The sequence below is a fragment of the Vreelandella nigrificans genome, assembly GCF_002374315.1.
GTDB classification, from domain to species: Bacteria; Pseudomonadota; Gammaproteobacteria; order Pseudomonadales; family Halomonadaceae; genus Vreelandella; species Vreelandella nigrificans.
Genome location: NZ_NWUX01000001.1, coordinates 165141 through 177672 on the forward strand (window position 1 = coordinate 165141; position 12532 = coordinate 177672).

At 51.9% G+C, this 12532-nt stretch carries 10 protein-coding genes; 9 read left to right on the plus strand and 1 reads right to left on the minus strand.

The window, feature by feature from the left end; genetic code table 11:
- Window positions 1-103: 103 nt before the first annotated feature.
- On the plus strand, window positions 104-1378 hold the full coding sequence (rhlB, locus tag CPA45_RS00795; RefSeq protein WP_096649428.1) for an ATP-dependent RNA helicase RhlB: 1275 nt from the start codon (window positions 104-106) through the stop codon (window positions 1376-1378).
- A 5-nt stretch (window positions 1379-1383) separates the two neighbouring features.
- Window positions 1384-3510: an ATP-dependent DNA helicase DinG gene (dinG, locus tag CPA45_RS00800; protein ID WP_096649430.1), complete on the plus strand. Its 2127-nt coding sequence runs from the start codon at window positions 1384-1386 to the stop codon at window positions 3508-3510.
- 44 nt (window positions 3511-3554) lie between these two features.
- On the opposite strand, the gene CPA45_RS00805 is transcribed toward dinG, so the two are convergent.
- Window positions 3555-4628 (minus strand): 3-deoxy-7-phosphoheptulonate synthase, encoded by a 1074-nt coding sequence (locus tag CPA45_RS00805; protein WP_096649432.1) that lies wholly within the window; start codon window positions 4626-4628, stop codon window positions 3555-3557.
- Between the two features lie 347 nt (window positions 4629-4975).
- Between CPA45_RS00805 and rpoE the strand changes: the two genes are divergently transcribed.
- The 7 genes from rpoE (at window position 4976) to lepB (ending at window position 12386) form a co-directional block, all read left to right on the plus strand.
- The gene (gene rpoE / locus CPA45_RS00810) at window positions 4976-5575 is read left to right on the plus strand and encodes an RNA polymerase sigma factor RpoE (RefSeq protein ID WP_078087280.1); all 600 of its coding nucleotides are present in this window, start codon (window positions 4976-4978) and stop codon (window positions 5573-5575) included.
- 298 nt (window positions 5576-5873) lie between these two features.
- Window positions 5874-6605, plus strand: a complete 732-nt coding sequence (locus CPA45_RS00815; protein ID WP_096649434.1) for a sigma-E factor negative regulatory protein — start codon at window positions 5874-5876, stop codon at window positions 6603-6605.
- A gap of 33 nt (window positions 6606-6638) precedes the next feature.
- Window positions 6639-7613, plus strand: a complete 975-nt coding sequence (locus tag CPA45_RS00820) for a MucB/RseB C-terminal domain-containing protein (RefSeq protein ID WP_096649436.1) — start codon at window positions 6639-6641, stop codon at window positions 7611-7613.
- Between the two features lie 21 nt (window positions 7614-7634).
- Window positions 7635-8087: a SoxR reducing system RseC family protein gene (locus tag CPA45_RS00825; protein ID WP_096649438.1), complete on the plus strand. Its 453-nt coding sequence runs from the start codon at window positions 7635-7637 to the stop codon at window positions 8085-8087.
- Between the two features lie 66 nt (window positions 8088-8153).
- On the plus strand, window positions 8154-9566 hold the full coding sequence (locus CPA45_RS00830) for a DegQ family serine endoprotease (RefSeq protein ID WP_096649440.1): 1413 nt from the start codon (window positions 8154-8156) through the stop codon (window positions 9564-9566).
- A gap of 183 nt (window positions 9567-9749) precedes the next feature.
- Entirely contained in the window at window positions 9750-11567 is a 1818-nt protein-coding gene (gene lepA, locus CPA45_RS00835; RefSeq protein WP_096649442.1) for a translation elongation factor 4, read from the plus strand.
- 15 nt (window positions 11568-11582) lie between these two features.
- Window positions 11583-12386 (plus strand): signal peptidase I, encoded by an 804-nt coding sequence (lepB, locus tag CPA45_RS00840; RefSeq protein WP_096649444.1) that lies wholly within the window; start codon window positions 11583-11585, stop codon window positions 12384-12386.
- Window positions 12387-12532 lie beyond the last annotated feature (146 nt).

Sequence of the window (12532 nt, forward strand, 5' to 3'; positions counted from 1 at the left end):
AGCATACTCCTTCGACAGCAGAGCGCGCTCTTATCGCCAAGCCCTGGTACAATGCGCTCTTCGTGATGCCTAACATCCACAGCAATGGACAGATACACAGCCTATGAGCGAGTCGGAACAGACCACAGCATCGGCCCAGAACCGCAAGCCTAAACGTCGCCGTCGGAAACCGCGTCGCCGTCAGTCGAACTGGGATCTTCGTCAGTTTCAGGTGCCAGCCGTGGCCGGCAAGTGGCGCTTTCATGACTTTGATCTGCCGCTGCCTTTAATGCGCGCTATTCACGCCCAAGGGTTTGAGTACTGTACGCCTATTCAAGCAGAGGCCCTTCGACAAACGCTGCTAGGTGGCGATATTGTAGGCAAGGCGCAAACCGGAACGGGCAAAACAGCCGCATTTTTAATTTCGGTCCTGGCCTACTTTTTAGAAGAGCCAACCCCGGATGGACAAAAATCAGGTGCTCCTCGTGCACTGATTATTGCACCTACCCGTGAGTTAGCGTTGCAGATCGAAAAAGATGCTAAAGCCCTAGCCCGTTTTACCCAGTTGAATGTCGCCAGCGTTGTCGGCGGTATGGATTACCAGAAACAGCGCGAAAGTCTGGGTAATAAGATCGATATCTTAGTAGCCACACCTGGCCGCCTGTTGGATTTTCACCAGAAACGCGATATCGACCTTTCAGAAGTGGAAGTGTTGGTGCTTGACGAGGCGGACCGCATGCTTTCCATGGGGTTTATTCCCGATGTGAAACGTATTATCCGCTATACGCCGAAAAAAGAAGAGCGCCAGACTTTCCTCTTCTCGGCGACCTTCACTGACGATATTTTGAGTTTGGCGAGCCAATGGACGCTTGACCCTGCGCACGTTGAAATTGAAGTTACCGTTGAGAATCAGGCGGATATCGACCAGCGTGTTTACTTGGTGTCAGATGATGACAAGCAGCGTCTGCTAGTTAATCTGCTTGAGCAGGAGAGCTTCGAGCGGGTCATGGTGTTTGGTAACCGCCGTGATCTCGTGCGTAAGCTTGACGACCTGCTTAAGAAAGCGGGCGTTAGCGTTGCTATGTTGTCGGGCGATGTGCCGCAGAACCAGCGTATCAAAACCCTTGAACGCTTCCGCGAGGGAGAGATTCAAGTGCTGGTGGCTACTGATGTGGCAGGGCGCGGGATTCATATTGAAGACGTCAGTCACGTGATTAACTACACTCTGCCAGAAGATCCAGAAGACTACGTCCACCGTATTGGCCGCACCGGCCGTGCTGGGGCGAAAGGCGTTTCGATTAGCTTTGTAGGTGAAGAGGATGCTTTCTCTCTGCCTGAGATTGAACGCTACATCAATGGCAAGCTGCCCTGCGAACACCCTCCAGAAGGCATGCTGTAACACGCATGTTGGATAACGGCTTAAAAAGCGATATTCAACAAGCCTACCGTAGCGTGGTGGAAAAGCTTGAGCTGACCCCACGCTACGGGCAGCGGCTAATGATCGCAGAGATTGCCAGAACGCTCGGAGGAATTGAGCAAGACAGCGATGGCAAACGCACCAATGACAGTCATGTGTGTGTGTTGGAGGCGGGAACCGGAACCGGTAAAACGCTTGCCTATTTAATCGCCGCACTGCCTATTGCCAAGGCGCAGGGTAAGCGCCTCATCGTATCGACGGCAACAGTGGCACTTCAAGAGCAGGTGCTTAATCAGGATCTGCCATCACTTGCTAGCCACAGTGGTATTGCGTTCCGCTATGCCCTTGCTAAAGGGCGCGGTAGATATGTATGTGTGGCGCGACTTGATCAAGCACTGGAAGGTAGCGAACCCAACCCAACTCTCTCACTGTTTGAGCAGTCTCTACAGGCGGAAAGCAGCGACTTTACCGTGCTGGCGACCGATATGGTTGAATCTTACGGTAAGGGGGATTGGGAAGGGGACCGCGACAATTGGCCGCACTCAATCGACGATGCTCACTGGCGACGTTTGACGGTTGACCACCGCCAATGTACCGGCCGGCGTTGTGGGCATTTTGGTGCTTGTGCGTTTTTTCGCTCCAGGCGTGAGCTCGAAAATGCCGATGTTATCGTTGCTAACCACGATCTGGTGTTAGCCGACTTAGCGCTTGGCGGCGGGGCTATTTTACCCGACCCTGCTGACTGCATTTTTGTATTTGACGAAGGGCATCATCTGCCTGATAAAGCGCTTTCTCACTTTGCCCATCGTTTTGCGGTGCATGGTTGTTTGCGATGGTTAAAAACCCTTAAAAGTAGTCTAACTGACCTCCATCAGGGGCTGGCGGTGCAGCCGACGGTGGCGCGCCTGCTGACCAGCTTGCCTGAGCTGATGCATAGCTTGGAACCAGCGCTGGGTGATGTATTCAGCATGGGGCACCAATTGGCAGGGCGGGCCAATGGTTTAGGTGATGAGGAAGTCCTGCATCAGTTCCGCTTTGAAAAAGGTCAGGTTCCTACTGAGTTGCGCGACCAGGCGCAGCAACTGTTAGTGATGTTCGCAACACTATCGCGCTGTTTAGAAAGTATTAGCGATATTCTCAGGGAAAGTCTCGACCCGGATAAGCAAACCGGCTTGGATCGGGAACAGGCTGAAACATGGTTGCCGCTGGTTGCGCTGCTTCACGGGCGTGCCCTGGAGGCCCATGCGCTATGGCAAGCCTTTAGCGAACAGGACGCGGCCAATGCGCCGCCTAGTGCCCGCTGGCTTAGTCTGAGTCGGGTCGCGGGTGAACCGGAAATTGAGTTTTCGGCAAGTCCTGTTTCGGCTGCCCATACCCTGGCCAAGCACTTATGGGGGCGTTGCCACGGAGCGGTGGTTACTTCAGCCACCCTTACTGCGCTAGGGCGTTTTGAGCGTATTCAGGAGCGAGCAGGGCTAGCCAACCGTTACCGTTATCAAGCATTGCCGAGCCCATTTGATTACGCTAATGCGGTTCTTCGCGTGCCTGCCGAAGCTACCGACCCAGGCGACCGTGATGCCCATGAAAGTGCGATCGTGCGCTTTGTTGAGCAGCTGGGCGACAAGGAGGCGGTGTTGGTGCTGTTCTCTTCGCGGGCCCAGCTTCGGGCGGTGGAAAAAGCCCTGGCGGTTGGTGCCAAAGGGCGGGTGTTGGCGCAAGATGCGCTACCCAAGCGTGAACTGATAGAGCGGCACCGTGGGGCCGTAGATAAAGGCAAAGGCAGTATTATATTTGGTTTAGCGAGTTTCGCGGAAGGTATTGACCTGCCCGGTGACTACCTTACTCATGTGGTCATTACACGGCTACCGTTTGCGGTGCCAGATGACCCGGTAGGGGCGACGTTGGCTGAATGGATTGAGAGTCAGGGCGGCAACCCGTTCATGCGGATTAGCGTGCCGGATGCATCGATAAAGCTCGTGCAGGCCTGCGGGAGGCTGATTCGCAAGGAAAGTGATCGGGGAGTAATTACGTTACTGGATCGGCGCGTAATTACTCGCCGCTACGGCCAGGCGTTATTAGATGCCTTGCCGCCGTTCAAGCGAGAAATCTTGTAGAAAAACGCCCCGCTGGCGGGGCGTTGATATGCTCAAAAGAGTGCTTAAGCGATGCGTTTAGTAAGTGCGGATGCTAGTTTTTCGTTCATGCGGGTGAACGTCTCTACGGTGGTCTCCCAGTCGATACAGGCATCGGTGATCGAAACGCCGTACTGAAGCTCGCTTAGATCTGCTGGCACTTTTTGATTGCCCCAGCCAATGTTGGATTCGATCATCAGGCCGATAATAGAAGTGTTGCCTTCTAAAATCTGGTTGGTGACGTTTTCAAGCACTAGTGGCTGAAGGGCTGCGTCTTTATTTGAGTTAGCATGGGAGCAGTCGATCATTATGTTGGCAGAAAGGTTGGCTTTTTTAAGCTCTTTTTCGGCCAATGCGACGCTGACGCTATCGTAATTGGGCTTGCCGTTGCCGCCGCGCAGTACCACGTGGCCGTATGCATTGCCGCGGGTACGAATGATGGCTACCTGGCCTGATTGGTTAATGCCCAAGAAATTATGCGGGTGAGCCACCGATTCTAAGGCATTAATTGCAACATCCAGGCTGCCGTCGGTACCATTTTTGAAACCCACTGGGCCGGAGAGGCCTGAGGCCATTTCGCGGTGGGTTTGCGACTCGGTGGTGCGCGCGCCAACGGCTGACCAGCTGATGCAATCTTGTAGGTACTGAGGGGAGATTGGGTCGAGCGCTTCGGTGGCCAGTGGCAGGCCCATTTCCGCCAGGTCTACTAGCAGCTTGCGAGCAATGTGTAGGCCTTCATCAATTTCGAAAGAGTCGTTTAAGTGCGGGTCATTAATTAGGCCTTTCCAGCCGACGGTGGTGCGGGGCTTTTCAAAATAGACGCGCATGACAATGTAGAGACTGTCGCTTACCTGATCGGCGAGCTTGCGCAACCGGCGAGCATAATCCAGCGCGGCATCTACGTCATGAATTGAGCATGGTCCTACCACGACAAGAAGACGGTGGTCTTTTCCATCCAGGATATCCTGGATGGTTTTACGTCCTTCAATAACCGAGCGCTCGGCAGTTTCGGTCAGGGGGATAGCGCCTTTTAGTGCTTCTGGGGTGGTGAGAACATCTTGGGCGAGAACGTTAAGGTTACTAACTTGCTGATCAGACATCTTGCTACCTGTGTGCGCTGTGGGCTAAAAGTGGCCTCTACTATGGCGTGTCAGGGGAGTAAAAATCAATTATTACGGAACTTGAAGAGGGTGAAAGGTGTCAGCCTCAAGATTTTGTGAAAGGGGGCTAAGCGCTTGATGCGCTGAGCAGAACGCGTAACACTAAGCGCCATAGAATATGCTTGTTATAAATAGCAGAGGGCGTAGATTTGCCATCTGATGTCACCATTACTACTAACCAATGCCCAAGGGACGCTATGCTGCTTGCTGTTAATGCCCATGTTGAAGGGCAAAAAAGACCCCAGGCTCGATGCGATGCACGTCGTGCAAGCGGGAGGAGCGTGTGAATGGGCACTCGTGAGACAGATCAGCAACTTGTTGAGCGTGCTCAAAAAGGCGATACCCGCGCTTTCGATTTGCTGGTAAAAAAATACCAGCACAAAATTATTGGTTTGATAGGCCGTTACGTACATGATCACTCCGAGGTGCAGGACGTAGCACAGGAGGCGTTCATTAAAGCCTATCGGGCGCTGGGCAAATTTCGTGCTGAAAGTGCGTTTTATACCTGGATGTATCGAATTGCGATCAATACGGCAAAAAACCACCTCGTTTCAAGAGGGCGGCGACCACCGGGTAGTGACCTGGATATTGTCGATGCTGAAATTATTGATCAAAGTGGCCGTCTAGCAGATGCCGAGTCGCCTGAAGCGGCAATTGCACGGGATCAGCTTGAGGCCGCTGTCTATGAGGCCATTGAAAGATTGCCGGAAGATTTGCGTACCGCCATCACGCTACGCGAGCTTGATGGCCTTGCCTATGAGGATATTGCTCAGGTGATGCAGTGCCCGGTAGGCACTGTGCGTTCGCGTATTTTTCGTGCTCGTGAAGCGGTTGATGAACATATTCGACCATTGGTTACTACTGCGCGTAACAGCCGGGATGAATAACTGAGAACGCTATCTGCTGAGTGACGGGTTGGCTGGTCGAGCTGGTGGTCCGTGACCCTTGGCAAATAATGATATTACTTGTTTGTCACAATAAATTACGTTTTTACTTTTTTTATGAACTGTCTGGCAAGAGAAGCGTCATAAGCCCTGAGCAGCTCAATGGATAATCTGCTTCTTCTTAAGCGAGCTGCGAAAGAGATGCAAAATAGGGTCTTGGCCTGTGGAGTTGCTGTGGTGACACGCACTTCTAGCAGTGTTACCACAGGGCTTCTTCTAACACAGTGTGAGGGTGTGAAGTATGAGTCAAAACACACGGGAGTCGCTTTCTGCGCTAATGGATGGCGAAAGCGATGAGCTTGAATTGCGCCGAGTGTTGAAGTCGCTGCCTAACGATACTGATGCGGCAGAGACATGGAGGCGTTACCACTTAGCGCGCAGCATGATGCAGCGTGAGCGCGATGTGGACGTGAGTGTTGATCTCTCTGCAGGTATTATGGCGCGTTTGCGTGATGAGCCTGCTCCATCATTACTTGACGAGCCAAAAGCCGCCCCTTCTCGAGTAAACAATGTTTCATTTGCGCGAGGCGCAGGTGTCGCAGCAGCTGTATCGTTAATGGTTATCACGGGTGTGCAGTTCTTTGGTGGTAGTGATTCTGGCGCGATTCAGGGATCAGGAGATTTAGTAGCAGCGCCCTCGGGTGGTGCTCAGGTGCAGCCTGTTAACTTGGCTTCTACCCAGTCTGCTGCCATGGCACCGTCAGATATACCTATGTTTGAGCCAACGCCGTTCCGCATTAATGGACAGGGTGGTAATGGCGGGTTAATGAATGTCAGCGAGGCTGGTTTTTCTGCGCCTTCAGTACCACAAGGTGTGATGGCTCAACCGGGTACTTCTATTGACATAGAGCAAATTCAGTTATTGCGATCCTACCTAGAGCAGCACGCTCAAGGTGCGGCAAGCGGTAATGCTGATAGCTGGATGCCACTTATGCGCTCATCATCCGTTATAGAACCACTTGGGCAGCGTTAGATGCAGATTGCTAGGTAAGGGTGTGTGACGGCTATGAGTGTGTCGGAATGTAAAACCCCTTGGGGGAGAGCGCTTGCACTTAGCTTTTGTGTAGTAAGTGCAAGCCAGTTCTCACTTCAAGTCGAAGCCAGTAGCAGTGATGCGATTCCCAGTTTTTCAGGCGCATGCTCAGATCTAGTTTCCCAGGATGCCCCTGAAGATGTTGAGCAGTGGCTTGAGCGAAGCATCTATGCAAGCCACTGTTATACCTTCCAGGCCAGAGCCGTTTCGATTGATACGTTGGGTGTGCGTACGTTAGCGCTGTCTCACCGTATTCACGAAGGTGTTCGCCAGCAAGTGGTTCAGCATCTTGATGGTCCTTCCGTCAGTGTTGAGCGCCGCTCTCAAGCGGGTCAATTGGCTTGGTTTGAGTCTAGTGCTGATTCATCTCCTTCTAGCCCTGATAAGTGGATAAGCCATGTTGCTCGTTTCTATGATATTGCGCTAGAAGACGAAGCCAGAGTGGCTGGTCGTCCGGCTGTGCAGCTTAGTTTTGTGCCCCATGATGAGCAGCGCTACCACCACGAGTGGTGGATTGATAAAGAGACAGGCTTGTTATTGAAGCACGTACTAAGTGATCCCCAGGATAGGGTGCTTGAAACGTTTCAGATGACGCAGCTTCAGTCTCCAGAGCCTTATGGGGGTAAAATAAGCGCAGAAATCCCCTATTCACTACCTGAGCCCGAGTGGCAGGTGGCTTGGCTGCCGGATGGGTTTATCGATCAGCCTGTCGAAAGTAGTGACGGCGGCGTTGAACAGCGCTTTTTTAGCGATGGTCTGGCCTCCGTGAGCATTTTTGCCACTCCTGTTGTACACACTTCTCTTGAACCAGGTCTTCACCAGATTGGCATATCATCGGCTGCTATTGAGTTTGTAACGGTTGGTGATCAGCGCTGGCAATTGATAGGTATAGGTGAGCTTCCTTCCTCTCAGCTGCTTAGAATTGTGCAGTCTGTCGAGTTCAAGTGAGTCTTTTTTGACGGTCACTCCATGGTTGATGATACTTGCACTTCGTTGCTGCGAGCTGGCACTGTTGTCGGGCATGATCCAAGCCAAGGCATCACTATCGATGTCTCTGTCTCCGTAGCATGTGAGCAGTGCGCTAAAGGACGTGGTTGTGGGATGGGATTAATAGCCCGTCGCCAACAGCAGTATGTCGTGCTGAAGCCTGACTGTTCGCCAGAGCATTATCAGCAACGCTACCCTTTGGGTACTTCCGTTACCTTTACCGTTTCACGAGCCGACCTCACTGCTATCGCACTGTTGGTTTATACAATGCCACTGTTGTTCGCATTGATACTGTCAGGCGTTGCTGTTTGGCTGGGTGCAGTAGAGTGGCAAAGTGCGGCTATTTTTTTTGGGGCGTTGATGTGTGGTGTCATTGCCCTTAAATATGGTCTGCGAGGGCGTACGGAACACTTTCGCCCGCGGTTGGTCAGTTAGTTATCCCGTAGCTCACTATGAGTTACATTCCTTTCGTTTGGTGTTTGCTTGACTAGGAGCTGTTGCATGAAGCGCTTGGTTCTTTCCCCTATGCTGTGGCTATGTTTTGTTGCGCTATTTATGATGGGCCAAAATGCCCATGCGCAAAGCCTGCCGGACTTCACCGAGCTGGTTGAGAATGCTGCCCCTGGTGTTGTCAATATTTCTACTAGCCGAACAGTCCAGCGCAGTAGCGGCCCCAGTGCTCATGGGTTCGGTGGACAGGAAATACCTGAAATATTTCGCCACTTCTTTGGTGATAGCTTCCCAATGCCGCCGGGAGGGGGGCAAGGCCGTAGTGAGGAGCGCCAATCGCTCGGGTCTGGTTTTGTGATTAGTGCCGATGGCTATGTGCTTACCAATGCACACGTAGTGCAAGATGCTGATGAAATACTGGTACGCCTAAATGATCGCCGTGAGCTGTCTGCCGAACTGATAGGCAGTGATGCCCAGACGGATGTTGCGTTACTTAAAATTGAAGCTAATGACTTACCGGTCCTAAATTTAGGCAACTCAGATGAGCTTAAAGTGGGTGAGTGGGTTGCTGCAATTGGATCCCCTTTTGGTTTCGACCATTCAGTGACAGCCGGTATTGTTAGTGCTATTAACCGTACGCTTCCGCGTGATGCTTACGTACCCTTTATTCAGACTGATGTTGCCATTAACCCTGGTAACTCAGGAGGCCCACTGTTTAATCTTCAGGGTGAAGTGGTTGGTATCAATTCACAAATATTTACCCGCAGTGGCGGCTTTATGGGGCTTTCCTTTGCTATTCCCATTAATGTGGCGATGGATGTAGCTGACCAGCTGAGAGAAGATGGTCAAGTTAGCCGCGGGTGGCTGGGGGTGATGATTCAGCCAGTTTCTCGTGACCTTGCAGAGTCCTTTGGTATGGATGACGCTATCGGTGCGTTGATTGCAGATCTTGACCCTGAAGGGCCTGCTGCCCAAGGGGGCCTGCAGGCGGGTGATGTTATTATAGAAGTGAATGGTGATGAAGTTGATCGCTCCAGCACTTTGCCGCGCTTGATTGGGCGCGCTGCGCCAGGTAGCGAAGTAGAGCTGACCTTAATGCGTGACGGTGAGCAGGTGACTGAAATGGTTGAGCTTGGTAGCTGGCCAGATGCCGAAGGAGTGCAAAGCGCCTCAGGTAGCAACAACCAGACACGCCTTGGTGTGGCAGTGGCAGAAATCGATGAGGCCACTCGGGAGCGTTTAAATATTAGTGGCGGTGTCGAAGTGCGCCAAGTGGAGCCCGATAGTGTCGCGTCTCAGGCTGGCCTGCGTCCTGGGGATGTGCTTGTAAGTATTGACCATCGCAGTGTATCTTCTGCCGATGAGCTGCTGCGCATCGTTGAAGGACTGCCTAATGACCGTGCCATTCCGCTCCGTTTGTACCGCGATGGCCGTTCGCTATTTGTGGCCCTTCGCTTAGAGTAAGCAATTTAATATCTTTCCAGTCCGGCGCTTCTCGCCGGACTGCTGTTCCTATCCCGCGCATATCGCTACAATAGCGCCTATCTTTTGACGAACTTAGACAATGCTGTGGTGCGGCACCCTTCTGGCTCAGGGGCTGGTGCTGACTAACCACTGCTTGCGCACCAATAAGGCAGAACACATTCGATGTCTCATGACGTATCCAGCGGAAAGCTCAAGCATATACGCAATTTCTCCATTATTGCCCACATTGACCACGGTAAATCGACGCTCTCTGATCGTTTGATTCAAACCTGTGGTGGCTTGACCTCGCGCGAGCTAAAGGAGCAGGTGCTCGACTCCATGGATATTGAGCGCGAGCGTGGCATCACTATCAAGGCTCAGTCGGTAACCCTCGATTACACCGCGCAAGATGGCGAGGTGTATCAGCTCAACTTCATCGACACCCCAGGCCATGTGGACTTCTCTTACGAGGTATCCCGCTCGCTTTATGCCTGTGAGGGTGCATTGTTAGTTGTGGATGCTGCCCAAGGTGTCGAGGCTCAATCCGTAGCCAACTGTTACACCGCTATTGAGCAGGGCCTAGAAGTACTGCCAGTATTGAATAAAATCGATCTGCCTCAGGCAGACCCTGATCGGGTCGCTCAGGAGGTCGAAGAAATTATTGGCCTAGACGCCACTGATGCTTGCCAGGTATCGGCGAAAAGTGGGATTGGAATAGATGCCCTGCTGGAACGATTGGTACGTGATATTCCGCCTCCCAAAGGTGATCCTGATGCGCCGTTGCAAGCGTTGATTATCGACTCCTGGTTTGATAACTACCTGGGCGTTGTCTCTCTGGTACGGCTGTTTGACGGCACCCTGCGCAAAGGCGAAAAAATTCGCATTAAGTCAACGGGCAGGGATTGGAGCGCTACTGAAGTGGGGATTTTTACGCCGCTGCGTAAAGAGACCAATATTCTGCGTGCAGGAGAAGTAGGGTTTATCGTCGCAGGTATTAAAGAGATTCATGGTGCGCCAGTGGGCGATACCATTACTCATACTAAAACTCCAGATGTACCTCGTCTGCCAGGCTTCCAGAAAGTAAAACCTCAGGTATACGCGGGCATGTTCCCCGTTAGTGCCGATGATTATGAAGACTTTCGCGATGCGCTTGAAAAGCTGGCACTAAACGACGCCTCTCTAGAGTATGAGCCAGAAAACTCCGATGCCCTTGGCTTTGGTTTCCGGGTCGGTTTTCTTGGCACCCTGCACATGGAAATCATACAAGAGCGCCTTGAACGCGAGTATGATCTCGACCTGCTCACCACCGCGCCAACCGTAGTTTATGAGCTTGCCATGAAAAATGGCGATGTGAAGTACGTTTCCAACCCCTCCAAACTGCCGGATATGGCGGATGTGGACGAAATGCGTGAGCCTATCGTCCGCGCGAGCATTCTGGTTCCCCAGGAGTATGTGGGTAACGTTATCGCTGAATGCGAGCAGCGCCGTGGCACTCAGTTGGATATGCAGTTCCTGGGTAATCAAATCCAACTGACTTACGAACTGCCTATGTCGGAAGTAGTGATGGATTTCTTCGATCGCTTAAAGTCCATCTCCCGGGGCTATGCGTCTTTGGAGTACAACTTCGAGCGCTTTGAGGCGGCTAAGTTGGTGCGCCTGGATGTGCTAATTAACGGTGATAAGGTCGATGCGCTGGCAGTCATCATTCATCGTGATCATGCACATAACCGTGGCCGCCTACTGGTCGAAAAGATGAAAGAGCTGATTCCGCGTCAGATGTTTGATGTAGCCATCCAGGCGGCAATTGGTGGTCAGGTAGTAGCACGCTCAACAGTGAAAGCGCTTCGCAAAAATGTTACCGCCAAATGTTATGGCGGTGATGTGAGCCGTAAAAAGAAACTGCTTGAGAAACAGAAAGCCGGTAAGAAACGGATGAAACAGGTGGGGCGTGTTGAAATTCCCCAGGATGCCTTCCTTGCTGTGCTCAAGGTTAACGACTAGGGATACTCACCCCCCATGGACTTTTCATTATTACTGGTACTTGCTGTTGCTATATCTGGAGCCATCTATTTACTGGATGTGCTTTGGCTTCGCCCTAAACGACGTGAAAGAGTTGCCACCGCTGAAGCGGCAACCGCGGAAGGCTTGGATGCATCCACACGAGAAACGCTTTTAAAAGAGCCATGGCCGGTCGACTACTCGCGCTCGTTTTTCCCCGTGCTGCTAGTGGTTTTGGTGGTTCGCAGTTTTATCATTGAGCCGTTTCAGATCCCCTCGGGCTCTATGAAGCCGACTCTTGAAGTGGGTGATTTTATTCTTGTGAATAAATTCGCTTACGGATTGCGGTTACCCGTGGTGCATAATCGCTTCCTCGAAGTGGATGACCCTGAGCGAGGCGATGTCATGGTATTTCGCTTTCCTGATGAGCCGTCAGTCAACTTCATCAAGCGGGTAGTGGGGGTGCCTGGTGACCGCGTGCGTTATGAAGGCAAACAGCTATATATTAACGGCGAACCGGTTGCTAAAACGTTAATTGAGGAGCGTCCTGAACTCTCTCCTCAGCAGCTATTGTTAGAAGAGCGCCTAGGTAGCGTTAGCCACTATATTTACAACAACCCCCGCGAGCCTGGTCCGCAAATGCGCGAAATCGTGGTGCCAGAAGGCCACTACTTCACGATGGGAGACAATCGTGACCACTCCAACGACAGTCGCTTCTGGGGCTTTGTACCAGAAGAAAACATCGTTGGACGCGCCTTTGCGGTATGGATGCACTGGGATGGCGGGTTACCCAGCTTTACCAGCGTACGTCGTATTGAATAAAGTTGTTTATATTGGAAGCTATTTGTATTTTCGGTTACTTATACTTAGGCTGCTTGTATTAAAGCCGGTTATGTTGAAAACCGATTATTTTGAAAACCAATGATTTTGAAAACCAATAGTGTGGTTATCTTAGTTAACGTCAATGA